The sequence below is a fragment of the Cupriavidus basilensis OR16 genome (genome assembly GCF_000243095.1).
Lineage (GTDB): Bacteria > Pseudomonadota > Gammaproteobacteria > Burkholderiales > Burkholderiaceae > Cupriavidus > Cupriavidus basilensis_D.
Genome location: NZ_AHJE01000058.1, coordinates 1 through 24,259 on the forward strand (window position 1 = coordinate 1; position 24,259 = coordinate 24,259).

Below are 24,259 nucleotides of genomic sequence, written 5' to 3' on the forward strand. Positions count from 1 at the left end.
CCCGCAGGGGGATGTCGTACGCCTGTTGGGTGCAAACGCCATCGCCGCTCAAAGAAGTAGCGACCAACCCCCAATAGGATGAAGATGCATCCCAAATCCCTCAAAACACCCCCCCCTCACTAACCACCCAATCCATCGGCAAATCATGCGCCTGCGGCACCAGCGCAATCCGGCAGGCCTCATGCCCGATGCCGATCGCAACCGGCGCGTTCCCGCCGGCAGCCAGTGCCGCCAGCGTGCGGTCATAGAACCCGCCGCCATAGCCCAGGCGGAACTTATTCGCGCTGAAACCGACACATGGAATCAGCAGGGCGTCTGGCAACAAGGGCGGCGTGCCATCGGGCACGGGAATGCCGTAATGCCCGGCAATCATCGGCGTAGCCGGCTCCCACAAGTGGAAATCCAGCGGCGCGCCCGGCCGGCTTACCAGCGGCAGGGCCGCTTGCCGCCCGGGGGCGCCGGCCAGCCAGCGCGAGACCACGGCGCGGGCGTCGAACTCTTGCTGGATTGGCCAGTAGAAGCCCAGGCGCTGCACGGGCAGGCGCTCCAGCAGTGCGCCCAGCGCGGCTTCGATGCCGGCATCTGCGGCGCTGCGCTGTGGCAATGCGCCGCGCAGCGCGAGCAACTGGCGCCGCAGCGCCGCTCGCTGCACGCCGGGATCAGGCTTTCCGGGCTCGCCGGAGGGGCCGCGAACGTCGTCGCTTGGCATGGCTGCGTGGGATAATGTCTGTGGTTGACCAAACATTGCACGGTCGGACGAGCGCCCTCGAAAGGGGTTTGTCCGGCCGTCACAACAAGGAAGAAGAATGCCGAAGGGAGTATATCCGCAGCGTGCGGCCAAGGCCGCCCTGGCGGCGATCGCGTGCGCACTGCTTGCCACGCCGGTATTTGCGCAGAAGCGGCCTCAGCCGCAGTCCCAGCCTCAGTCGCTGGCCATCCCGAGCAACCCCGACGACGCTTTCGTGGCGTTGCGCGAAGCCGCGCGCAAGAACGACGTGGCACGTACCGACGCCATCTCGGCCACGCTGGTGGACTACCCGATCTCGTCGTACGTCGAGTACTTCCGCATCAAGCCGCAGATGTTCGATGCCAGCGGCCTGGCCCGCGTCGACGCGCCCGACGACCAGGTGCGCGCCTTCCTGCAGCGCTACAAGGGCGAGGCCATCGCCGACCGCATGCGCAATGACTGGCTGCTGGTGCTGGGCAAGAAGCGCGACTGGGCCAATTTCGATGCCGAGTACCCGCAGTTCGCGCTCAAGGACGATACGCAGGTGGAGTGCTACGCCCTGCTGTCGCGCGCCCTCAAGGGCCAGAACGTGGCGGCGGATGCACGCGCCGCGCTGAGCGATCCACGCTACTACGGCGAAGGCTGTGTCGACCTGATCGGCTACCTGGCGCAGAGCAAGCAGATCGAGCCGAGCGACGTGGCCTTCCAGGCTCGCCAGGCGCTGGAGCAGAACTATGTGACGCTGGCCGGGCGCATCGCCGCCACTGCGCCGGACGCGCGCGGCGACAGCAACACGCTCGCCACCGTGGTCAAGCCTACCTGAGCGCCAACGCCGGCAGCCTGTCGCGCGACGAGCAGGGCGCCGGCTGGGGGGTGATCGGCCTGTACGCCGCCAAGAAGCTCGCGCCCGAGGCGGCCGGCTACTATCGCCGCCAGATGGACCTGGGCGGCAACCAGTGGCTGTCCGACGAAACGCAGGAGTGGCGCGTGCGCGCCGTGCTGCGCCAGGGCGACTGGAAACAGGTGCGCCAGGCAGTGGAGCTGATGCGCCCCGAGCTGCGCGCCAAGGACCCGGCCTGGACCTACTGGTATGGGCGCGCGCTCAAGGCGGACAACCGCGGCGCCGAGGCCGAGAAGCAGTTCCAGTCGATCGCCGGCCAGTTCAATTTCTACGGCCAGCTGGCCAGCGAGGAACTGGGCAATCGCATCGTGCTGCCGGCACGCACGCCGGTCAGCGATGCCGAGGTCAATGCCATGCGCACCCGCCTGGGTTTCCTGCGCGCGCAGAAGTTCTATGACCTCAACCTGCGCTTCGAGGGCAACCGCGAATGGAACTGGGAGCTGCGTGGCATGACCGACCGCCAGCTGCTGGCCGCCGCCGACTACGCCCGCCGCATCGAACTACTCGACCGCGCCGTGAACACGGCCGACCGCACCCAGGCCGAGCACGATTTCTCGCTGCGCTTCCTGATGCCGTACCGGGACATCATGCAGCGCGCCACCGACGACGTGGGCCTGGACATGGCGTGGGCCTATGGCCTGGTGCGCCAGGAATCGCGCTTCATCATGAACGCGCGCTCCTCGGCGGGCGCCCATGGCCTGATGCAAGTGATGCCGGCGACCGCCAAGTGGGTGGCGCGCAAGATCGGCATGACGGACTTCTCGCCCTCGATGATGAGCGATCCCAATATCAACATCCAGCTCGGCACCAACTACATGAGCATGGTGCTTACTGACCTGGACAGTTCCTGGACGCTGGCCTCGGCCGCCTACAACGCTGGCCCGGGGCGTCCCAAGAGCTGGCGCTCCAGCTTGCCGCGCCAGGTCGAGGGTGCGATTTTCGCCGAGACCATTCCGTTCGCGGAAACCCGGACCTACGTGAAGAATGTGCTGTCGAACGCCACGTACTATGCTGCATTGATGAGCGGCCGGCCGCAGTCGCTCAAGGATCGCCTGGGCGTGGTGTCGCCGTCGCAGATCACCACGACCAGCCTGCCCTGAGGTTTTCATGCCTTGAAGGCAGCGTGGCCTGCAGGCCAAAGCGGTAGCCGGCGCGTGCTCCAGCCCTGGAGCGTGCGCCAGTCGTCCCTTGCCACGGAGAGATCCATGCAGACCAGCAACGTTCTAGTGATCGGAGGGGCCGGCTTTGTCGGCAGCCACCTGGTGGCCCGGCTGGCGGGCGTCGCCACCGCGTCGGCCACGCCGCTGGAGCCGGGTACCGTCGTGGAGCCGCCTCTGGACCCCGAACGCATCCTGGCCGCCACCCGTGATGCGGAGCATGCACAGCACCTGCTTCTGTTGCCGCGCGTCGAGGTGATCGAGCTGGACGTGAGAAACGACGTCGCGCTGAACGCCGCCATTGGCACGCTGGGCACCGACGGCATCGTGGTGAACCTGGCCGGCATTCTCCATGGCGAACGCGCCGAGCCCTACGGCGCGGCCTTTGCCGCTGCCCACGTGGCCCTGCCGCGGCGCATCGTCGAAGCCTGCCGCAGCACCGGCGTGCGCAGGCTGTTGCACATGAGCGCGCTGGGCGCCGACAGCGCCGGCCCGTCGATGTACCTGCGCAGCAAGGGCGACGGCGAGCGCGTGGTGCGCGAAAGCGCTCTGGACTGGACCATCTTCCGGCCGTCGGTGATGTTCGGCCCCGACGACCACTTCCTCAATCTGTTCGCCCAAATGCAGCAACTGGCGCCGGTGGTGCCGCTGGCCTGCGCGCAAGCCAGGTTCCAGCCGGTGTACGTGCAGGACGTGGCGCAGGCCATGGTCAACGCCATGGCGACCCCGGCCACCATCGGCCACGCCTACGACCTGGCCGGGCCACAGGTCTTCACGCTCGAGGAACTGGTGCGTTTTGCGGGCCGCGCCAGCGGGCACCCGCGCCCGGTCTTGCACCTGCCCGACGCCCTGGCCCGCGTGCAGGCAGCCATCCTCGAACATATGCCGGGCGCGCCGGTGATGTCGCGCGACAACCTGGATTCCATGCGGCTCGACAATGTCATGCACGGGCCGATCGCGCCCGAACTTGGCTTGCGCCAGCCGGTGGGACTGGAAGTGGTGATGACCGATGTGCTGGCGGGGCGCGGGCACGAGAGCTACATGCTGTCGCTGCGGCGCAGCGGCTATCGCTGAGCGGCAGCCCGGCTCGGCGTGGCCGCGCCTTTTGCTTGTGACCAGGATTCACATCGCTGCGAGCGTAATTCGCTTGGAGGCGCTTGGCGCGGCTGGCTACAATGATCCGTTTGCCGGCAAGTGGTCCCGCCCGCACGCCCCGGCCTCTCTCCCCAAGTTTCCTGCAAGGATTTCGCGATGAAGCTCGTCATCGGCAACAAGAATTACTCCTCCTGGTCGCTGCGCCCCTGGTTGTTGATGCGGCAGGCGGGCATCGCGTTCGAGGAGGTCAAGGTGCGCCTGTTCGTGGCAGGGTTTGACGAAGCGATCGCAAAGCATACGCCCGCGGGCAAGGTGCCGGTGCTGGTCGATGGCGATGTCTCCATATGGGACTCGCTGTCGATCTCCGAATACCTGGCCGAGTCCTTCCCCGAAAAGCAGCTCTGGCCGGCCGACCGTGCCGAGCGCGCGCATGCGCGCTCGATCTGCGCGGAGATGCATTCGGGCTTCGGCAACCTGCGCAGCCAATTGCCGATGAACGTCACCGCGGTGCTGCCGGGCATGGGCTGGAACGTAGCGGTGCAGCGCGACGTGGACCGCGTCGCCGCGATCTGGTCCGGCCTGCGCGCGCGCCACGCTGGCGCCGGCCCGTTCCTGTTCGGCACGTTCACCATTGCCGACGCATTTTTCGCGCCGGTGGTCAGCCGCTTTGCCACCTATGGCATCCGCCTGCCCGAGGCCGCCAAGCAATATGCGGACTTTATCCTGGCGCTGCCGGCCATGCAGGCATGGATCACCGATGCCCATGAAGAGCGCGATTTCCTCGCTGACGACGAGCCCTACCGTCTTGTCCCTGATCGCGCCGACGCGGTCGTGATCAACCATTGAGCTCGCCCATGCAGGTGTATGCCGTAGGCGGAGCCATTCGCGACGCCTTGCTGGGCTTGTCGAGCCAGGACCGCGACTACGTGGTGGTGGGCGCAACCCCGGCCGGGATGGAAGCCGAAGGCTATAAGCCGGTGGGCAAGGATTTCCCCGTGTTCCTCCATCCCAGGACCCGGGAGGAGTACGCGCTGGCCCGCACCGAGCGCAAGACCGCTGCGGGTTACAAGGGCTTTTCGTTCTATTGCGCGCCAGACGTGACGCTGGAAGACGACCTGGTGCGGCGCGACCTCACCATCAACGCCATGGCGCAAGCGGTGGGCGACGACGGCGCGCTCACTGGCCCCGTGATCGACCCCTACGGCGGCCAGCGCGATCTCGCCGCACGGCTGTTTCGCCATGTCTCGGACGCTTTCGCCGAAGACCCGGTGCGGATCCTGCGCGTGGCCCGCTTCGCCGCGCGTTTCCATGATTTCATGGTAGCCCCGGAGACGCTGGTGCTGATGCGCCGGATGGTGGGGGCCGGCGAGGTCGACGCGCTGGTGGCCGAGCGCGTCTGGCAGGAACTCGCGCGCGGCCTGATGGAGGCGCGGCCCTCGCGCATGTTCGAGGTGCTGCGCGAATGCGGCGCGCTGGCGCGGCTGCTGCCCGAGCTGGACCGGCTATGGGGCGTGCCGCAGCGGGCCGATTACCACCCGGAGGTGGATACCGGCGTGCACGTGATGATGGTAGTGGATACCGCTGCCGCGATGGGTACCTCGCTGCCAGTGCGCTTTGCCGCGCTGATGCACGACCTGGGCAAGGGCACCACGCCCGAGGATGTGCTACCGCGCCATATCGGGCACGAGCAGCGCAGCGTCCAACTGCTGGAGGCGGTTTGCAAGCGGTTGCGCGTGCCGACTGACTGCCGTGACCTGGCCGTGGTGGTGGCGCGCGAGCATGGCAATATCCATCGCTGCGGGGAGTTCGGCGCGGCCGCGTTGACGCGCTTGCTGGAGCGGTGCGATGCGTTGCGCAAACCGGCGCGGTTTGCCGAAGCGCTGCAGGCATGCGAGGCGGATGCGCGGGGGCGGCTTGGGTTTGAGGCGCGGGAGTATCCGCAGACGGCGCGGTTGATGACGGCGCTGGAGGCGGCGGCTTCGGTGGACGCCGGGGCCGTGGCGCTGGAGTGTGCTGGGGATCCTGGGCTGATCAAGGATCGCGTGCGTGCTGCGCGGGTTGAGGCGGTGGCGGCTAAGTTGGGGGGGTAGGGGGGTAACTGCAACTGCAACTTCAGCTTCAACGGCTCAACGTCAAGGGCAACTTCAACGGCAGTTTCACCAAACAACTTCCCAATCACCAACGCCACCATCGACAACAAAATCGTCGAAGCAAACGGCAACACAAATTCCCGCCCAAACAACCGAAACCGCAAATCCCCCGGCAACCGCCCCAACCCCAGCTTCTGCAGCCAGGGCAGCGCCGCCGACAGCACGATGACGGCCAGGAAGATGGTGAAAGTCCAGCGCAGCATGTAGGTGTGCCTAAAGGGTGGGGTAGGGTGCGCGGACTATAGCGCGTGGCTGCGATCGCCGCGCGCGAAGCCTGCCAGCGGCAGCGCCGCATCGAAGTCCCGCGTCAGCGCGATGACCTTGAACAGCTCGCCCATCTCAGCCTCCGACAGCAGTTTTGTACCGCGTTGGCCGCGGGCAGGAAGCTGCGCGCGTCGTTGGGGTCCAGCGCCATCAGCAGTTCGGTGATGCCGGCATTCATCAGGAAGCGCGCCTGCGAGGCAAAGCCGGCGACCGTCAGCCCTGCATCGGCGGCGGCGTGGGCGATGCCGCTGAAGTTGACGTGGGCGGTGATGTCCTGCAGGCCGGGATAGAGGAAGGGGTCCGGATGGGCGTGATGGCGATAATGGCACATCAGCGTGCCGCCGACGCGCTGCGGGTGGTAGTACTCGGCTGCGGGGAAACCGTAGTCGATCAGGAACACCACCCCGCGCTTGAGCATCGTGCCCACCGCGCGCGTGAAGCCTTCGGCCTCGGCGTGGGTCTCGGTGACGATGTCGTGGTCGCCGGCCACGGCGTGCAGGGCTTCGGGCAGGGCATCGGCAGCCAGCGGGCGGTCGGAGAACACAAAGGCGGCGTCCGCCGCATTGGCGTCATCGGCATCGGCATTGGCATCGTTGTCGAGGCGGGCTACGCCGCGCTCCAGCCAGCGGCCATGGCTGCGGGCGAACAGCCGCACCGGCATGGCATCCAGCACTTCGTTGCCGACCACGATCCCCTCGAAATGCTCGGGCAGGGTATCCAGCCAGGCGACGCGCGGCGCCAGGTGCGGCGCGCGGGCGGCCAGCGTGGCCTGCTGGCGCGCGCGCAGCTCGCCGGAGAGCTCGACGATGGCGTAGTGCTCGGGCAACTGGCCTTCCTGCTCCAGGGCCAGCAGCAGGTCGGCGGCAAGCCGGCCGGTGCCGGCGCCGAATTCCAGCACCTGGGTCAGGCCCTGCGCCAGCAGCGGCGCGAACTGGCGTGCGAGCGTACGGGCGAAAAACGGGCTCAGTTCGGGGGCGGTGATGAAGTCGCTGCCATCGCGCGCGTCGCGGCCGAACTTGGCGGCGCCGCCGCTGTAGTAGCCCAGCCCGGGCGCATATAGCGCAAGCGCCATATAACGGTCGAAACCGAGCCAGCCGCCCGCGTCGTCGATAGCCTGGCCGATGCGCGCGGTAAGCGCGGCGGACGCCGACAGTGCGTCGGCGGGGGGAAGGGGTAAACTAGCGCCTTTGTGCATACCGCGATTGTAGCAATGCCAGCCTCCGAATCCCCTGACTCCGCATCGCCTGCCGGCGCTACCGCCGCCGCCTCTGCCACCCCCGCGCGCGGCATCGCGCTCGTCACCGGCGCCGCGCGCCGGCTAGGGCGAGTGATCGCGCTGGAACTGGCCCAGCGCGGCTGGGACGTGGCGGTGCACTGCCACCGCTCCGTGGCCGAGGCCGAGGCGCTGGCCGAACAGATCCGCGCCGGCGGCCGGCGCGCGGCCGTGCTGCAGGCCGACCTGGCCGACGAAGCGTCCACCGCCACGCTGATCAAAGCCTGTACCGATGCGCTGGGCGTGCCGACCTGCCTGGTCAACAACGCCTCGCTGTTCCAGTACGACGTGGCCACCAGCTTCTCCTATGCCTCGCTCGACACGCATATGCGCACCAACGTGGCCGCGCCACTGCTGCTCGCGCGCGAAATGCACCGTGCCATGTCGGACACGCAGCGCGGTGTGGTCGTCAACCTGCTCGACCAGAAGCTGGATAACCTGAATCCGGACTTCCTGTCGTATACGCTGTCCAAGGCGGCGCTGCAGACTGCCACCGTGCAACTGGCCCAGGCGCTGGGGCCCAAGCTGCGCGTGGTGGGCGTGGCGCCCGGCATCACCATGGTCTCGGGCGACCAGTCCAGCCCGGGCTTCCGGCGCGCCCACCGCATGACGCCGCTGGGGCAGTCGTCCACGCCGGAAGACATCGCGCAGGCGGTGGCTTACCTGGCCGAGGCGCGCGCCGTGACCGGCACCACGCTATACGTCGACGGCGGCCAGCACCTGATGCCGCTGGCGCGCGACGTGATGTTCCTGACCGAATAAGCCGAATGACGTAACCGGCGCGTGCGCCAAGTCCGCGCGCGCCTTCCCCCTCTTTTTTCCTCTCCCCATCATGACCATGCTCGCCGCCCTCACACACCCCAGCCTGCAAGACTGCCGCCGCATGTTCCTGCGCAACTACGAAGTGCAGATCAATATCGGCGTGCACGAATTCGAGAAAAAGGGTGAACAGCGCGTGCTGATCAATATCGACCTGTTCGTGCCGCTGGCCCAGAGCACGCCCCAGGACGACAAGCTGCAGGAAGTGGTGGACTATGACTTCATGCGCAATACGGTCGCCGAGCGCATGGCGCAGGGCCACGTCCACCTGCAGGAAACCCTGTGCGACGACGTGGCGCGCGCCATGCTCAAGCACCCCAAGGTGCGCGCCGTGCGTGTCTCGACCGAAAAGCCGGATGTGTACCCGGACTGCGATTCGGTCGGCGTCGAGGTGTTCCACATCAAGAGCGCGTAGGTTGGCCTGTCGGTTGCCGCTCTGGCAGCGCCACCGGCGCAGGGCGGCAGCTCACGGTAAAATGGCAGGTTCTCCGGCCCCGGCAGCTTGCATGTGATGCAATTGCCGCATTGCGCGCCGCTTTGCCCTTGCTTTGCCGTACCCATCGCCCCATCGCCATGACCGCCACCACGCATTCCAAGAACTTCTTCCGTCTGGAGACCTATCTCCAGTCGCAGACGGGCCGTGCCATCGGCGATTTCAAGATGATCGAGGATGGCGACACGGTGCTGGTGTGCCTGTCCGGCGGCAAGGACTCGTACACCATGCTGTCGGTGCTGATGGCGCTGCAAAAGCGCGCACCGGTCAAGTTCAAGCTGATCGCGATGAACCTGGACCAGAAGCAGCCGGGCTTTCCCGCGCACATCCTGCCCGCCTACCTGAAGTCGGTGGGCGTGGAGTATGTGATCGTCGACGCGGATACCTATTCCATCGTCAAGGAGAAGGTGCCCGAGGGCAAGACCACCTGCTCGCTGTGCTCGCGCTTGCGCCGCGGCGTGATCTACCGTACCGCCAAGGAACTCGGCGCCAACAAGATCGCGCTGGGCCACCATCGCGACGACATCATCCAGACCTTCTTCCTGAACCTGTTCTTTGGCGGCAAGATGAAGGCGATGCCGCCCAAGCTGGCCACCGACGACGGCCAGCACATCGTGATCCGCCCGCTGGCCTATTGCCCTGAAAAGGACATCGCCAGCTACGCGCGCGCAATGGAATACCCGATCATCCCGTGCAACCTGTGCGGCTCGCAGGAAAACCTGCAACGCAAGAAGGTCAAGGAAATGGTGCTGGAGTGGGAGCGGACCAATCCGGGGCGCACCGACAATATCTTTGCCGCGCTGCGCAGCGTGGTGCCGTCGCATCTGGCCGATACCGATCTGTTCGATTTCAACGGGCTGGCAACCGGCCTGGCCAAGGTGGACGAGGCCGCGCTGTTCGGCGAGACCACCTTCTCCCAGCAGCCGCTGGTCTTTGCGGGCGGCCTGGAAGAGAACAAGCTGGAATTCGTGCGCTTCGAGAAGTCCGCGCCCGCCAGCGCGGCGCAGCCTGCCGCCGAATAGGCTACGGGCCGGCTCGCGGCCCCTGGTCAGTTCTCAGCGCGCGTTGGCCGGGGTGCCGCCGCATTGGCGGTGCCATCGCGCATCAACGCGTTCGCGTCATCGATCCACTTCTGGAAGCGCTCAGCCGCGTGCGCCTTCTGCTCCGGCGTGGTCAGGTTGGCAATGGTCACGGTAAGCGCCAGCCCGGCCTCGTTATTGGCGTCGTAACGGGCATTGCGCTCCCGCGTAGGCGGGTTCTGCCAGTGATCGCCATAGCGCCTTAGCATCTCCACGACCTGGGCCTTGGGCGGATGCTCGGCCTGCACCTGGCGCGCCAGCGCGAGCCATTCCTGCTGGCGCTTGACGCGCTCCGCGTAGCGCGCCTCGGCGCCCTGCACCACGGGCGCCATGGCGAGGCGAATAGTGGCCTCCTGGTCACTCGAGAAACGTCCGTAGACCAGACGCGCGTAGTCCATCACCTTGTCGAAGCGAGCTTCCTCGCGGGCAGCCAGGTCGGGGCGCAGGTATTCCTTGCGGTACTTGGCGTTGGTGTCGGCGAATTTCTTCTCCATGCGGACGATCTGCTCAGGTGTTAGCGTCAGCAGCAGGTCGGCCACGTCGGGCGCGGAGCGATCGAAGGCGACGCGTGCCAGGCGCTGGGCGTCGTCCTGGATCTTGCCGAGCGCGGCGGCGGAGACCGGTTGCTGTACTTCGCTCTTGGCCTGGCGCAGCAGGCCGGCGATCTCGGGCAACTGATCCTTGCGGTGCCAGGCGAAGAAGCGTGCGATGGCATCACGGGTGAGGGGTTCCTGGCTGGCGGAGACGTCGACGTAGTTGTCAATCCACCAGTAGGCGAGCCGGTCGCCCTGCTGGTAGCCTAGCTTGAGGGCACTGCAGGCCGTCAGGGCGAACACGGCTGTGACCAGAAAGAGACGCCGGAGACAGTCCCTGCGCAGGAAGGGATAAGCGGTCAAACGGCGCAAAACCCCCATGATAGAATCCTTTTCCGCGCGTTTTGGCAGCTGATCGCGCCCGTATTTCCCGACCGTTGCTGGCTTTGCCGCCGGTTTCAGGGTTCGGGCCAGGATCCTGGCCAACGCTGCCGGCCCCCGGGATCTCCGAGGGGGTGATTCATACTGTTGACTGGACACACTCACTTAGGACCCTCCTTGTGAATATCGTCATTCTCGCCGCAGGAATGGGCAAGCGGATGAACTCCGCGCTGCCCAAGGTCCTGCATCCTCTCGCTGGCCGGCCGCTGCTTGCGCATGTGATTGAGGCGGCGCGCAAATTGTTGCCGACCCGGCTCGTGGTGGTGGTTGGGCATGGTGCCGACCGCGTGCGCGAGGCGGTTGGCGCGCCAGACGTTGCCTTCGCCCTGCAGGCCGAGCAGCTTGGCACCGGCCATGCCGTGGCGCAGGCGCTCCCGTTGCTCGACTGCTCGACGACAGCCAGCCGACGCTGGTGCTGTACGGCGACGTGCCGCTGCCGAAGCCGCCACGCTGCAGCGCCTGGTGGACGCGGCCGGCAGCGAGCGCTTCGGCATCCTGACGGTCGAAATGGAGGACCCCACCGGCTATGGCCGCATCGTGCGCGAGGCGGGCAAGATCGTGCGCATCGTCGAGCAAAAGGATGCCAGCGAGCCGCAGCGCGCCATCCGTGAAATCAACACCGGCATCATCCTGGCGCCCACCGGCCCGCTGCGCCGCTGGCTGTCCACGCTGCGCAACGACAACGCCCAGGGCGAGTATTACCTGACCGACGCGGTCGAGCGTGCGGTGGCGGACGGCATGGAAGTGGTTTCCGCCCAGCCCAGGGCGCTGTGGGAAACGCTGGGCGTGAACAGCAAGGTGCAGCTCGCCGAGCTGGAGCGCATCCATCAGCGCAACCTGGCGCAGCGCCTGCTGGAAGCCGGCGTGACGCTGCTGGATCCGGCACGCATCGATATCCGCGGCGAGCTCACCTGCGGGCGCGACGTCACCATCGACGTGAACTGCGTGTTCGAAGGCCGCGTGCACCTGGAAGACGGCGCGCATATCGGCGCCAACTGCGTGCTGCGCAACAGCACCGTGGGCGCTGGCGCGCGGGTGCAGCCGTTCTGCCATTTCGAGGATGCCAGCGTTGGCGCGGCCGGCCGCATCGGCCCTTACGCGCGCCTGCGTCCCGGCACGGTGCTGGGCGAGGATGTGCATATCGGCAACTTCGTCGAGGTCAAGAACAGCCAGATCGCCGCGCACAGCAAGGCCAACCACCTTGCCTACGTGGGCGACGCCACGGTCGGCTCGCGCGTCAACATCGGCGCGGGCACCATCACCTGCAACTACGATGGCGCGAACAAGTACCGTACCGTCATCGAGGATGATGTCTTTATCGGTTCCGATACGCAACTGGTCGCGCCGGTGACCGTGCGCCGCGGCGCCACCATTGGTGCCGGGACCACGCTGACCAAGGAGGCGGCGGCTGACAAGTTGACGCTGTCGCGCTCCAAGCAGATGACGCTCGACGCGTGGCAGCGTCCGGTCAAGCAAGCCAAGAAATAAGCCCCGCCACCGCCCGGCCGGGATACGGCCGGGCGGCAATGGCAACTCGCGGGAGACGGCAGCGCCGTCCTCGCGCCTATCATCCGGTGCGGCCGTGTCCGCGCCCTGTGGGAGAAGAATATGTGCGGCATCGTCGGCGCGGTTTCCTCGCGCAATATCGTTCCGGTCCTGATCGAAGGACTGCGTCGCCTCGAGTATCGTGGCTATGATTCCTGTGGCGTGGCGGTCGTGCGCGACGACGCGCTCGAGCGCGCCCGCACGGTGTCGCGCGTGGCCGACCTGGACGAGCAGACCCGCGCGTCGGGCCTGTCCGGCATGACCGGCGTGGCGCATACGCGCTGGGCCACGCACGGCAAGCCCGACACCACCAACGCGCATCCGCATTTCTCGGGCGAGTCCATCGCGCTGGTGCACAACGGCATCATCGAGAACTACGAACCGCTGCGCGAAGAACTGCGCGCAGCCGGCTACGGTTTCGAGTCGCAGACCGACACCGAAGTGGTAGCCCACCTGATCCACCAGGTCTACACCTACCCGAGCAGCGCTACGCGCGGCGACCTGTTCGCCTCGGTGCGCGCCGTGACCAAGCGCCTGCACGGTGCCTACGCCATCGCCGTGTTCTCCAAGGACCATCCGGAACGCGTGGTCGGCGCACGCGCCGGCTCGCCGCTGGTGGTCGCGCTGGGCGACAACGAATCCTTCCTGGCTTCCGACGCGCTGGCCGTGGCGGGTACCGCCAACCGCATCATCTACCTGGAAGAAGGCGACGTGGTGGAGATCACCCGCGAAGGCGCCACCATCTGCGACGTGCACGACCACCTGGTCAAGCGCGAAGTGCGCGTGGTGGAGACGCACGCCGCGGCTGTGGAACTGGGCCCGTACCGCCACTTCATGCAGAAGGAGATCTTCGAGCAGCCGCGCGCGCTCGGCGATACGCTGGAAGGCATCGACGCCATTACGCCGGAACTGTTCGGCGAGACCGCCCAGAGCGTGTTCAGCGAGATCGACAGTGTGCTGATCCTGGCTTGCGGCACCAGCTATTACTCGGGATGCACCGCCAAGTACTGGCTCGAATCCGTCGCCAGGATCCCGACCCAGGTCGAAGTCGCGAGCGAATACCGCTACCGCGAGACCGTACCCAATCCGCGCGCGCTGGTGGTGGTGATCTCGCAGTCCGGCGAAACCGCCGATACCATGGCTGCCCTGCGCCATGCCAAGTCGCTGGGCCACACGCATACCCTGGCGGTGTGCAACGTGGCCACCAGCGCCATGGTGCGTGAAACCGAGCTGCGCTTCCTGACCCGCGCCGGCACCGAGATCGGCGTGGCGTCGACCAAGGCCTTCACCACCCAGCTCGCCGCGCTGTACATGCTGACCCTGGCGCTGGCCAAGGTGCGTGGCCGGCTCACGGCCGAGGCCGAAGCCGCCGCGCTGACCAACCTGCGCCACCTGCCTGTGGCCCTGCACGGCGTGCTGGCGCTGGAGCCGCAGATCATCTCCTGGTCCGAGGACTTTGCCCGCCGCGAGAACGCGCTGTTCCTGGGCCGTGGCCTGCACTACCCGATCGCCCTGGAAGGCGCGCTCAAGCTCAAGGAAATCTCGTACATCCACGCCGAAGCCTATCCGGCCGGCGAGCTCAAGCACGGCCCGCTGGCACTGGTGACCGAGGCCATGCCGGTGGTCACGGTGGCGCCCAACGACGCGCTGCTGGAAAAGCTGAAGTCCAACATCCAGGAAGTGCGCGCCCGCGGCGGCCGGCTCTATGTGTTCGCCGACAGCGACACCCACATCCATTCCACCGAGGGCATCCAGGTGATCCGCCTGCCCGAACACTACGGCGACCTGTCCCCTATCCTGCACGTGGTGCCGCTGCAATTGCTGGCGTACCACACCGCCTGTGCGCGTGGCACTGACGTGGACAAGCCGCGTAACCTGGCCAAATCGGTCACGGTGGAGTAACGCAAGCGATCGCGATAGATGCAAGCCGCGCCGCGCGGCATGGCCGGGAAAGCCTGGCCGGCCGCGCGGTTTGGCCGGCATGGGTAAGTGTGTATTCATGCCAGTTGCCGGTGGAGGGCGCGCGGCCAGATGGCCGGCTTCGCGCCGATGCTGGTGTCAGGATGGCCTTTGCGCTCACCGCTCGCTATCGGTGAGTTGCCGACTTTGATATCGGCCAACGCCGACGGGGCGCGCAATACGCCCGTTCGACTCATTCGACTCATTCGTTTGGCGGGCTTGAATAATCCGGGCCAATGGCCAAAAATCTCGCACTGCTTGTGTTTTCGCCGAAGACGCGCCCGACACAAGGCCTTCTGCAGGTGCAGGCAAGCAGGAAGACGATAAAAAGATAAAACACCAAATACGAATATGCGGACCAGGTGCTCTAGGAGTCCCGCCGCACACCTTGCCTCGGGAATGACTGAAGATTGGCTTGCCGGGTGGTGTCCAAGCCGCCCAGGATGGCTGGCTTGTCCAGTTGGTGGCATCACGCGCCCGCAGCGCTGTCATGCGCGGCCGCCCGGCTTCGCCTCATGACCGTCGCCAACCCGGCCTGGCGCCATGGTGCAGGCGCAGCGCTGGCCCGCCACCTTCATGCTGCCGGTGTCATCGCCATGCTGGCGTGCTTGCTGGCGGCACGGGCCTGGGCCTCCGATGCCAGCCCGCTGCCCCTGCAAAGCCCCGATGTGTCCTGGTTGCGCGATCCGGGCAGGCGCTTCACGATCACGCAGGTAGCCGCGCTTGCCAACGGCTTCCAGCCACTGGTCGGGGGCCTGAGCGAGGGCTATACCCACGACGTGGTCTGGTTCAAGGTGGTGCTGCCCGCGGCGGCGCAGGGTAACGAGCGCTGGCTGGAGATCTGGCCCGGCGCGCTCGATGATGTGCGCCTGTACCAGGCGGGCACGAACGGCGCCTGGGTGGAGCGCCGCAGCGGCAATGCGCTGCCCTTCAACGCGCGCGACGGGTCCGATGGGCGCTATCGCAACCTGGCCTTCCGGCTTGCGCAGGCGCGGCCGGGCGACGTGCTGTACTTGCGCATCCAGACCACAGGCACGATGGTCGTTGCGTTGCGGCTGTGGCGTGCGTCCGCGCTGCATGCGGCAAGCGCAACCGCCAATCTTGCCTATGGCATGCACCTGGGTTTCATGGCCACGGTAGTGCTCTTCTACCTGGCGGCCTGGTTGCTGACCCGCCGGGCGCTCTACGGGGTTTTTTCCCTGATCGTGGCCGTTGCTACCCTGCGCTGGTTTGCCGCCGACGGACTGGCCAGCCAGTTTCTCTTTCCGCGCGATGCTGCCGTGCCGCTGCTGGCCGCCAAGGCCTTGGTGGGGCTGCAATGGGCGTGCGCCAGCCTGTTCGTGATCAGCCTGCTGCAACTGCGGGAGCGCGCGCCGCGCCTGCTGCGCTACTACCAGGGCCTCATGCTGGCGGCCCTGGCGGTCGCCTTGTCGTCATCGAGCGATCACTACGGTGACGCGGTATCCGTGCTTTATGTCGGCGTGTTGCTGGGGCAATGGTTCTCGATTCCTGTCCATCTTCGCCTGTGGCGTACCGGGGGGGCTTCCGGACGGCTGGTCGCGGCTTCGCTCTCGCTGTATTGCCTCGTCATCCTGCACGACTGCCTTGGTGCGTTCGGCCTGCTGCCGATGAGCCCCTTTGCCCTGCGAAGCGGACGCCTGCTTGATCTACCGCTCATGCTGGCGCTGCACCTGACCATTGTGCTGCGCGTGCGCGATGCCGAAAGCGAGCGCAAGAGGGCGCAGGAGCAGGCCAGCGAGGCCGTGGCATCTTCCCTGCGCGAACGGGTTGCGTTCGCGGATCAAAGCCGTTTGCTCGCGATGATGACGCACGAGGTCCGCACGCCGGTGGCGGTGATCGACGCCGCGGCCTATAGCCTGCGCCTGCTCGATGATATCGGCGGCGACCGCGGGCAGCGCGAGAGCCGCTACCAGAGCATCCAGCTGGCGGTGCGGCGGCTCAAGCTGCTGATGGAACTGGCCGAGACGCGCGAGCGGCTGGTGCCCGGCGAACAGCAACTCGACGCTGCGCCGTTTGCCCTCGCCGAGCTCAGCCGCGACGTACTCGCGTCGCTCGAGCCGCACGCGGCGGGCCGTGTATCCCTGAGGGCCGCGGCGGTGTTGCCCCGGCTCAATGGGGATGTCCGCCTGCTGCACTTCGCCTTGCTCAACCTGCTCGACAACGCGGTCAAGTACGCTTACCCGCTGAGCCCCATCCTGATCGACATCGCCGCGGGTATGCGCGAAGGCGTGCGCGGCGTGGTCTGGCGCATACGCGACCAGGGGCCCGGCGTGCCGCTGGGCAAGGAAGATGTGATCTTCGAGAAATTCCACCGGCTCGGCGAGATTGCCGACCAGCCGGGTCTCGGGCTGGGCCTGCCGCTGGCGCGCAAGATCGTGGAGCTGCATGGCGGGACGCTGCGTTGTGATCCGGGCTGGCACGAGGGGGCCTGCTTCGTGGCCTGGCTGCCGGAGGCCGCATGACGGCTTTCGCCGCTTCCGATGCCGCCGCAAGCGGGATGTCCGAGCGGGTTCCCATTGCGCTGGTGGAGGACAACGAGCGTCTGCGCACGGAGCTGGTCTTTCACTTGACCCACGCCGGCTACGCGGTCGCGGGCCTGCCCGACGGGGCCGCGCTGGACGCGCACCTGGCGGGCCGGCCGTGCCGGGTGCTGGTACTCGACCTGGGCCTTCCGGATGAGGATGGGTTGTCGATCTGCGAGCGGCTGCGCCGTACCCGGCCCGACCTGGGCATCATCATGCTGACCGCGCGCGGCATGGCGCACCACCGGCTCGCCGGGCTGCGCGGTGGCGCCGACGCCTATCTCGTCAAGCCGGCGCGCACGGAAGAGCTGCTATTGGTGATCGCCAACCTGCTGCGCCGCCTTGGCCCCGTCGCGCCCGAGCATCCTTTGCCGCCATTGGCTGGCCGCGCGCCTCGATGCGCGCCGCCTCACGGCCATCACGCCGGATGGCAACGCGCTTTTGCTAACGCGCGTGGAAAGCCAGCTGTTGCAGGCCTTGCGACGCAGTGCACCCGATCCGGCCGACCGCCGGCAACTGGTGGAGGCGCTGGGTGGCAACTACCTTGACTTCGACGAGCACCGGATCGAGGTCGCCATCAGCCGGCTGCGCGGCAAGCTCTCGCAGGCGTGGCCGCATGGCCCGGTGATCCGCACCGTGCGCGGCGTTGGCTACCTGCTGGTGCAGCGCTGGCTGGGCCAGGCCGAGGGATAGCGCTGAGCGGCCGGCGGTGCGCGTTCGTGACCTTTCTGAGGACTTGTGCGTATTTGTGAGTATTCGTGAGTATTCGTGAGTATTTGTGAGCTTTGCTGGCACGGATTTTTGTATCCTCACCCCCCGTCAGGGGGCTGGGCGGTTGGTTTAAGGGACTCGAGCGCCGCGCGGGGAAGCTTGATGCCCGCCGTACCTGGGAAAGGAAGCGTGGAGCAAGAATGAGGCAGAGCGAGCTATTGGGAAGAGTGGCCAACGGGGCGATCCTGCGCGTCACTCGCGATCCCTGGGGCCGGCTCCTGCCAAGTGTCGTGCTGGCGGAACCTGGCTCGCATGGCAGCGACGAGGTCGTTCACCGCTGGCAGATTCGCAAGATGATGGATTCAGGTTTGCTGCAGTACGACGGCACCACGGCCGAGGACTCCAGCGCGTATGTCGCCACCTCTGCCGGACTTGCGATTGGCAATGCCTGGAATCGCGCGAAGGCGAGGGCCAGGATGGCCGGGCCACCTCCCGCCGGCCCGGCGCAGGGCTCGGACTAGATCAGTCCTGGCCCATCGGCTCCTCGGGATGTGTCATTGCCATGGCGCCCATCGCAGGATCAGCGCATCGCGCCTTCGCGCCAGGACGCCTTTGCTGGCCTACCGGTGCTCGGCAGGCCGCAGGAAGCTCGCGGAGATCTCCCGCGTCAGCAGGCTGATGGATTCCATCTCCGCGTCGGACAGCCCGCCCGTGCAGGCGGTCGGGCCCCAGTCTCCGCAGATCATGGCGACGCAGCGATTCTTCATCATGACGGGCGCCAGCAGGATGGAGCGGGCATCGGGCATCTGTTCCCGGTACCAGCGCGGCACGCGGTGCGCCACCTCTTTGTCAAAGGAATCCTCGAGCAGCACCGGCTTGTTGCCGATGGCCGCGAAGTGAAAGATATCTGGGACGAAACCCTCCTCGAACGATTGCCATGGGGTTGAGCAGCATGAGGAAGCAGTGCGAGAAATTCAACGCCTGCATGGCCGATTCGAGCACTAGCGGAGCGAGCTCGGAGACCGGCAGTTCGCTACCGTCGCGTTGTATTTCCAGGAGGCTTTGCTGAAGGCGCTTGAGGGCATCCTTCGGCTTGCCCGCATTCAGGGCAGGGGTTGCCTCGGCCGCCTCGGGGGACTCCGCATTGGTCATGGAGACGTTCAACGCCAGGGCCTGCCGGACTGCGCTTTCAACGGCCGAAGCTTGCAGGCCCAGTGCCCCGGCGTGATCCAGCAGCAAGGCCTGGACGTCTTCCTGGGGGGCGTCCCTCGAAACCAGCGCGGCGGCCCGGGAGGAGATGTCGGCAATCGCGCCCAGCCAGTCAGCGTGGGATTCCAGTACCGAGTCCCCGTCGAAGCGCTGACTGCGCATCGACGTCGCGATCAGGCCGGGCAACCGCCATTTGATGGCAGCCTGCGCCGCGATCTCCTCGAGGGTGACGCCCAGCACTTGCTGGCATGCTTCGCTTTCTTTTCCGGAATCGCCCTCGCAGATGGCGTGGATCTGTTCCCACTCCTCGGCAAAGTAGAAGACCAGGAGCAGGCGGCTCATGTGGTGCATCAGCGTGCAAACCACGGCTTCTTCCGCTTGCCTGATGCCTTGGGCGTTGCTGAGCGCGCGCGTGAACTCGCCGGCGATCAGGGCCTGCTTCAGCTCGGTTGAAGCTTGCGGGCGGTTGATGGACACTCCGGAAAAATAGTCCAGCAACTGGACCCCCAGCGTGAGATGGCTGATCGCCTCGACCCCCAGGACGAGGATGGCGCGCGACACGGTCGTGACTTCCCCCCCGAACGAGCGATACATGGCGGAGTTGGCCAGCCGGATCACCTTTTGCGACAAGCTGAAATCGGAGAGCACGCCTGCGGCCATCTCACCGACGGTGGTGTCGCTGTTGAGCGTCTTGAAAATGTTGTCGATGCAGAACTGCAGCGTGGGGAAATCCCCTTGCTGCGCCATGCGGCTCCATAGTGTCTCGAAGAACGTCTTGTTCGACATGGCGGCGTCTACTTCGAGAACACTTGGGTGCTGCCAAGCTGAAGCTTGCCGGCATGCGCCAGGTCCACAAACTGGGCCGGGCTCATCGCCTTCGCATAGCGCCAGCCCTGCACCAGCTCGCAGCCTTGCTCGGCCAGCAACTGGCTCTGCTCCTCGGATTCCACGCCTTCGGCGATGGCCACCAGGCCGAGTTCCCGCGCGAGCGACAACACTGCAAACACAATGGTCCGCGCATGCGGGGAGTCCATCATGTCGGCCACAAAGCTTTGGTCGATCTTCAGCGCTGAGAGCGGGAAGCGGCGCAGGTAGGACAAGCTGGAGTATCCCGTGCCGAAGTCGTCGACCGCGAACCGCACGCCCAATGCGCGCAACTCCGTCAGCAAGTCTTGCGCCGCTTCGGGGTCGGTCATCAACGCGCCTTCCGTGATCTCCAGGACCAGCCGGTGCGAGCTGATGCCGGAATCCTTGATTGCCCTCCTGACGCTGTCCGCGAAGCCGGGGTGCCTGAACTGGACCGGCGAGACATTGACGGATATGTATCCCACGTCCAGCCCGAGCGCATCCCAGCTCGCCAGTTGCGCGCACGCGCAACGCAGCGCCCACGCCCCGAGATGGTTGATGAGGCCGTTATGCTCGGCAACCGGGATAAACACGGCCGGCGGCACGGACCCCGTCGGGTGTTGCCACCGCATCAGCGCCTCGACTGCGCAGACCTTGCCGGAGCCGGGCCACACGATCGGCTGGTAGTGAAGCAGGAACTCGCCGTTCTGGACGGCTTCGAACATGTTCTGTTCGATCCGGAACTGCTCGTCCAGCCGGTGCCCCAGCTCCGGCGTGTAGACGCAGTAACGATTCTTGCCCTGCGCCTTTGCGTCATACATGGCCAGATCCGCGCGCTTGAGCAGTTGCGACTCGGACTGGTGGTCCAGCGTGCCAAAAGTCAGCCCCAGGCTGGTGGTGACGCGGATCTGGCAACCGGCGAGATGAAAGGGCTGCCTGCAGACGTGGATCACCTTCTCCACGATGCCGATAGCGGCCGCTTCCGACGCGATCCCGTCCAGCAGCAGCACGAACTCATCGCCGCCCAGTCGGGCGACCATGTCCATCGGGCGGACCGCCCCAAGCAGCCGCACGCTGACTTGCTTGAGCAAGGCGTCGCCAAATTCATGGCCGAGCGAGTCGTTTACCTTCTTGAACCCGTCGAGATCCATCAAGGCAAGCGCAAACGGCGCTTTTCCCGTGCCATCTTCGGCAAGGTACCCGGCAATGCGCTCGCGCACCATGGCGCGGTTGCCAACGCCGGTGAGCGGATCGCGAAACGACGCCTCGATGAGCCGCTCTTCGTTGTCGACCCAGTCGGTCACGTCGTAGCCAAACAGCAGCAAGCTCGGGTTGCCGTCTTCGTCGGCATGGCGGCACACCCGCAGGTCCAGCCAGCGGCTTTCGCCGACGCCGCCGGAGAAGCGGATGCGGCCGAGCTTTCCGGGGGCTTCCTGCTCGCAGGCACGCAGCAGTTCGGCGAGTCGCCCACGCTGATCGAGCGAGACGACATCCAGGATTGAGGACTTGAGAAGGTATGCCCGCGGATAGGCAAGCAGCTGCGCCGAGGCTTCGGTCGCCAGGATGATGTTGCCCGCGAGATCGATCTGCAGGGCGAGCCCGCCCGAAGCCTCGAGCAATGCCCAGGCATCCAGCGCCGACACCCCGGCGGACAAGAGCGGATTCCGGTCGGATGATGGCCATTCAGGAGGCTCAGCCGCTAGAACTGCGTCATACGTAAACGACGTCATGGAACTCTGGTTGAAACTCGGGCCGAATCGAGCGATCTCGTGATTGAGCGCCGCCAGTGCTGCCGTGCTGGCTATCCCGCGCTTTAAAGTGATTTCAGGTGCATGTTATCCATGCTGCGCATGCCAGTTTAACGCTTAACCGCAACGTTCGATCACCCGAATGCGTCTGCGGCAAGAGTTTGTGGCGCCGTTGCACAGAAGGCACCCGATGCGCCGATGGGCAGGGCCAGGCCGATGCGGATTTTCCAGGGACTTCCCAACCCGGGACGTTCGCGGACAGGTGCCTTAGAATGCAGCACAAACCATATCGGAGACCGTGCATGCTGTGGAAATCGACCCCCTCCCTGAAAGACCTCCAGGCCCGCCACAAGGACACCGCCGTCGAGCAACTGGGCATCGAGTTCACCGAAATCGGCGAGGCGTCGATCAGCGCGCGCATGCCGGTTGACCGCCGCACCGTGCAGCCGTACGGCATCCTGCACGGCGGGGCTTCGGTGCTGCTGGCGGAGACGCTGGGCAGTTGCGCTGCCAGCTTGTGCCTGGATAGCGAGGCGCAATATTGTGTCGGGCTCGACATCAATGCCAACCATGTGCGCGCGGCGCGCACCGGCTTTGTGACCGGCACCGCGACGCCGGTGCATATCGGCCGATCGACCCATGTGTGGGCCATCGAGATCCGCAATGATGAAGGCAAGATGGTATGCGTCGCCCGGATCACCATGTCCATTCTTTCACGCTGACGGCCAGTCGCTCCAGGCTGCGCAACCTGGGGGCGTCTTCGCGCCGTGCAAAGATTTTGATTTCCAGCTACACTGCGCCGCGCACTGTAAGCGGACGCCAAAACGCGGCGTCCCGGCAGCGGCGGGGTGGCAGAGTGGTTATGCGACGGTCTGCAAAGCCGTACACGGCGGTTCAATTCCGTTCCCCCGCCTCCAGGTTTCCCCATGATGGTCGTGGCGATTGCATCGTGCAGCCGACCCGGCGGCCGGCCGGCCGCTGCGATCCGCAGCGATGCTTCGCGCCCCTTTTTCCCTTTTTCCGTTAGCCTATTTTGCCTCGGCCCTGCCTTATTCATTTGGTGGATAAGGCACCGCTTATGCCGTTTTCCCCGCTGGAACAAGTCGCCCGAATCATGTAGTGTGAAGTCAGCGCAGTCCATCCATGACAACCTCCGCCATCGTGCGTGGCGGGGAGATAATTGCAATGACAAGAGATCTGCGTATCCGCGCCGCACAACCGGCCGATTGGCCGGCAATCGCGGAAGTCCTTGAAGCTTGTGGCCTCGCCAGCGACGATCTCGATCCCTCGCTGGCGTTGTTCCATATTGCCGTGCTCGACGGCGGGATCGTCGGCTGCGCCGGTGCCGAAGGCTATGGCGACACGGTAGTCGTGCGCTCGGTCGCGGTCTTGCCGCCCTATCGCGATCGTGGCATCGCGTCCCATATGGTTTCCGCCATGCTCATGCGCGCCCGTGCCAACGGCTGCACGCGCGCCGTGCTGCTGAGCGCCAGCTGCCCCAGCTACTTCGCCCGCTACGGGTTCTCGCTGATCTCCGCCGAGCGCCTGCCGCCGGAAGTGCGCGCGTCACGCGAGTTCCGCCAGCAAGAGGGCGCGCTGCCGTTGTGCATGTGTTGCGAGCTGAAATGATCTACCTGACGTGCCGCTGAACCCGATGATTCCGACGAACCAGACTGACCTGACGAACCCGGCGAGCGCCGTTACCTTCGACTACCTGGTCTATATCGGCCGTTTCGAGCCCTTTCACAATGGGCACGTTGCCATGTTGCGCCAGGCGCTGGCACAGGCTCGCACCGTGGTCGTGGTGCTCGGCTCGGCCGGGGGCGCCCGCACGGTAAAGAACCCCTTCACCGCGAATGAGCGCCGTCAGATGATCGCGGGCGCGGTAGCGGCGTGGGACGTCGCGCGCGTTGCCGACCTGCGTTTTGTGGTGGTGCGCGACTACTACGAAAGCGCGCGCTGGACAGAGGCGGTGCGCGCCGCGGCGGGCGCGGTGATCGATGCCCCTGCGCAAGGCGCGCCGCGCGTTGGCCTGTTCGGGCATTTCAAGGATGCGTCCTCGGGCTACCTCAACGATTTCCCTGGCTGGGAGCTGCTGCCGCAGCCAAGCTTCGGGCGGCTCAACGCCGCCGACGTGCGCCGGCAATGGTTCGAGCAGCAGGGTGGGCTGGAAGGGCTGGAGAGCGTGCTGCCGCAGCCGGTGGCCGCGTTCCTGCGCGATTTCGCCGGGCGCGAAGCGTTTGCGACCTTGCTGGCCGAGTACCGCTTCTTGCAGGACCACAGCCGCCGGTGGGCGGCCGCGCCCTATCCGCCGGTCTTCGTGACGGTGGATGCGGTGGTGCGCTGCTGCGGCCAGGTGCTGCTGATCCGCCGCGGCGGACAGCCTGGCCGCGGCGCCTGGGCGCTGCCCGGCGGCTTCCTTGACCAGCATGAGCGCGTGGCCGATGCGGTGTTGCGCGAGCTCGACGAGGAGACACGCTTCGGCCTGTCCAGGCCGGCGTTGCAGCAATCCTTGCGCGGCCAGGCGCTGTTCGATCATCCCGAGCGCAGCCAGCGCGGGCGCACGCTGACCCACGCTTTCTTCTTCGACCTGCCGCTCGATGCGCTGCCGGCGGTGGCGGCCGCCGATGACGCGGCCGCGGTGCGCTGGGTGCCGCAGCAGGAGCTGCTGGCGCTGGAAGGGCAGATGTTCGAGGATCATCTGCTGATCCTCGATCGCTTCCTGCATCTGTTCGACGGCGAGGCGCAGCCGGCGGGCTGAGCCGG

The 24,259-nt window shown here is 66.4% G+C and carries 19 protein-coding genes, 1 tRNA gene and 4 pseudogenes; 17 read left to right on the plus strand and 7 right to left on the minus strand.

The genetic code is table 11. The annotated features are described in order from the left end of the window. Positions 1-100 precede the first annotated feature (100 nt). Positions 101-709: a 5-formyltetrahydrofolate cyclo-ligase gene (locus OR16_RS21685; protein WP_043420598.1), complete on the minus strand. Its 609-nt coding sequence runs from the start codon at positions 707-709 to the stop codon at positions 101-103. Positions 710-806: 97 nt separating this feature from the next. On the opposite strand from OR16_RS21685, the pseudogene OR16_RS21690 reads away from it, so the two are divergent. The 4 genes and pseudogenes from OR16_RS21690 to OR16_RS21705 all read left to right on the plus strand — a co-directional run bounded on the left by OR16_RS21690 (position 807) and on the right by OR16_RS21705 (position 5,970). Next, positions 807-2,728: pseudogene (locus OR16_RS21690) on the plus strand (transglycosylase SLT domain-containing protein). Positions 2,729-2,833: 105 nt separating this feature from the next. After that, positions 2,834-3,859: a complex I NDUFA9 subunit family protein gene (locus OR16_RS21695; RefSeq protein WP_006160094.1), complete on the plus strand. Its 1,026-nt coding sequence runs from the start codon at positions 2,834-2,836 to the stop codon at positions 3,857-3,859. Positions 3,860-4,036: 177 nt separating this feature from the next. Beyond that, positions 4,037-4,726 (plus strand): glutathione S-transferase family protein, encoded by a 690-nt coding sequence (locus tag OR16_RS21700; RefSeq protein WP_006160095.1) that lies wholly within the window; start codon positions 4,037-4,039, stop codon positions 4,724-4,726. An 8-nt stretch (positions 4,727-4,734) separates the two neighbouring features. Beyond that, positions 4,735-5,970: a multifunctional CCA addition/repair protein gene (locus tag OR16_RS21705; RefSeq protein ID WP_006160096.1), complete on the plus strand. Its 1,236-nt coding sequence runs from the start codon at positions 4,735-4,737 to the stop codon at positions 5,968-5,970. 74 nt (positions 5,971-6,044) lie between these two features. On the opposite strand, the pseudogene OR16_RS41620 reads toward OR16_RS21705, so the two are convergent. Together OR16_RS41620 and OR16_RS21710 are read right to left on the minus strand one after the other, a co-directional pair. Next, positions 6,045-6,233, minus strand: a pseudogene (locus OR16_RS41620) (DUF2905 domain-containing protein); the annotation flags it as partial. A 36-nt stretch (positions 6,234-6,269) separates the two neighbouring features. Further along, a pseudogene (locus OR16_RS21710) lies at positions 6,270-7,489 on the minus strand (class I SAM-dependent methyltransferase). A 15-nt stretch (positions 7,490-7,504) separates the two neighbouring features. Between OR16_RS21710 and OR16_RS21715 the strand changes: the two are divergent. The 3 genes from OR16_RS21715 to ttcA all read left to right on the plus strand — a co-directional run bounded on the left by OR16_RS21715 (position 7,505) and on the right by ttcA (position 9,901). Then, positions 7,505-8,329: an SDR family oxidoreductase gene (locus OR16_RS21715; protein ID WP_006160097.1), complete on the plus strand. Its 825-nt coding sequence runs from the start codon at positions 7,505-7,507 to the stop codon at positions 8,327-8,329. A 70-nt stretch (positions 8,330-8,399) separates the two neighbouring features. Continuing rightward, entirely contained in the window at positions 8,400-8,801 is a 402-nt protein-coding gene (locus OR16_RS21720; RefSeq protein WP_043420600.1) for a dihydroneopterin aldolase, read from the plus strand. A gap of 158 nt (positions 8,802-8,959) precedes the next feature. Next, on the plus strand, positions 8,960-9,901 hold the full coding sequence (gene ttcA / locus OR16_RS21725; protein ID WP_006160099.1) for a tRNA 2-thiocytidine(32) synthetase TtcA: 942 nt from the start codon (positions 8,960-8,962) through the stop codon (positions 9,899-9,901). Between the two features lie 26 nt (positions 9,902-9,927). Here ttcA and OR16_RS21730 read toward each other — a convergent pair whose 3' ends face one another. Further along, positions 9,928-10,794, minus strand: a complete 867-nt coding sequence (locus OR16_RS21730; protein ID WP_006160100.1) for a DUF6279 family lipoprotein — start codon at positions 10,792-10,794, stop codon at positions 9,928-9,930. 257 nt (positions 10,795-11,051) lie between these two features. Between OR16_RS21730 and glmU the strand changes: the two are divergent. From glmU to OR16_RS21755, 6 genes and pseudogenes are all read left to right on the plus strand, one after another. Beyond that, a pseudogene (gene glmU, locus OR16_RS21735) lies at positions 11,052-12,420 on the plus strand (bifunctional UDP-N-acetylglucosamine diphosphorylase/glucosamine-1-phosphate N-acetyltransferase GlmU). Between the two features lie 120 nt (positions 12,421-12,540). Beyond that, on the plus strand, positions 12,541-14,379 hold the full coding sequence (gene glmS / locus OR16_RS21740) for a glutamine--fructose-6-phosphate transaminase (isomerizing) (RefSeq protein ID WP_006160103.1): 1,839 nt from the start codon (positions 12,541-12,543) through the stop codon (positions 14,377-14,379). Positions 14,380-14,951: 572 nt separating this feature from the next. Further along, positions 14,952-16,919 carry a sensor histidine kinase gene (locus OR16_RS21745; protein WP_006160104.1) on the plus strand — a complete coding sequence of 656 codons (1,968 nt, stop codon included), beginning with the start codon at positions 14,952-14,954 and terminating at the stop codon, positions 16,917-16,919. Further along, the gene (locus OR16_RS43610; RefSeq protein WP_006160105.1) at positions 16,916-17,527 is read left to right on the plus strand and encodes a response regulator transcription factor; all 612 of its coding nucleotides are present in this window, start codon (positions 16,916-16,918) and stop codon (positions 17,525-17,527) included. The genes OR16_RS21745 and OR16_RS43610 overlap by 4 nt, the downstream gene beginning before the upstream one ends. Beyond that, positions 17,433-17,672 carry a winged helix-turn-helix domain-containing protein gene (locus OR16_RS44135; protein ID WP_237717171.1) on the plus strand — a complete coding sequence of 80 codons (240 nt, stop codon included), beginning with the start codon at positions 17,433-17,435 and terminating at the stop codon, positions 17,670-17,672. The genes OR16_RS43610 and OR16_RS44135 overlap by 95 nt, the downstream gene beginning before the upstream one ends. 218 nt (positions 17,673-17,890) lie before the next feature. Beyond that, positions 17,891-18,211 (plus strand): hypothetical protein, encoded by a 321-nt coding sequence (locus OR16_RS21755; RefSeq protein WP_006160107.1) that lies wholly within the window; start codon positions 17,891-17,893, stop codon positions 18,209-18,211. A 99-nt stretch (positions 18,212-18,310) separates the two neighbouring features. On the opposite strand, the gene OR16_RS46200 is transcribed toward OR16_RS21755, so the two are convergent. Genes OR16_RS46200 through OR16_RS21765 form a run of 3 tightly spaced genes read right to left on the minus strand, consistent with a single transcriptional unit; the run spans position 18,311 to position 21,400 of the window. Further along, positions 18,311-18,562, minus strand: coding sequence for a hypothetical protein (locus OR16_RS46200; RefSeq protein ID WP_237717172.1), 252 nt, complete (start codon positions 18,560-18,562; stop codon positions 18,311-18,313). Beyond that, on the minus strand, positions 18,540-19,646 hold the full coding sequence (locus OR16_RS21760; RefSeq protein WP_237717173.1) for an HDOD domain-containing protein: 1,107 nt from the start codon (positions 19,644-19,646) through the stop codon (positions 18,540-18,542). The genes OR16_RS46200 and OR16_RS21760 overlap by 23 nt, the downstream gene beginning before the upstream one ends. A gap of 47 nt (positions 19,647-19,693) precedes the next feature. After that, complete coding sequence (locus tag OR16_RS21765; RefSeq protein WP_006160108.1) at positions 19,694-21,400, minus strand: putative bifunctional diguanylate cyclase/phosphodiesterase; 1,707 nt, start codon at positions 21,398-21,400, stop codon at positions 19,694-19,696. A 395-nt stretch (positions 21,401-21,795) separates the two neighbouring features. Here OR16_RS21765 and OR16_RS21770 point away from each other — a divergent pair, with 395 nt between their 5' ends. From OR16_RS21770 to OR16_RS21785, 4 genes are all read left to right on the plus strand, one after another. Further along, positions 21,796-22,215: a hotdog fold thioesterase gene (locus OR16_RS21770; protein ID WP_006160109.1), complete on the plus strand. Its 420-nt coding sequence runs from the start codon at positions 21,796-21,798 to the stop codon at positions 22,213-22,215. A gap of 120 nt (positions 22,216-22,335) precedes the next feature. Beyond that, positions 22,336-22,410 (plus strand) — tRNA-Cys (locus tag OR16_RS21775). Between the two features lie 268 nt (positions 22,411-22,678). Next, a complete protein-coding gene (locus OR16_RS21780) occupies positions 22,679-23,122 on the plus strand; it encodes a GNAT family N-acetyltransferase (protein WP_006160110.1) in 444 nt (147 codons plus the stop codon). 25 nt (positions 23,123-23,147) lie between these two features. Then, positions 23,148-24,254 carry a bifunctional nicotinamide-nucleotide adenylyltransferase/Nudix hydroxylase gene (locus OR16_RS21785; protein ID WP_050983064.1) on the plus strand — a complete coding sequence of 369 codons (1,107 nt, stop codon included), beginning with the start codon at positions 23,148-23,150 and terminating at the stop codon, positions 24,252-24,254. The last annotated feature ends 5 nt before the right edge of the window (positions 24,255-24,259 follow it).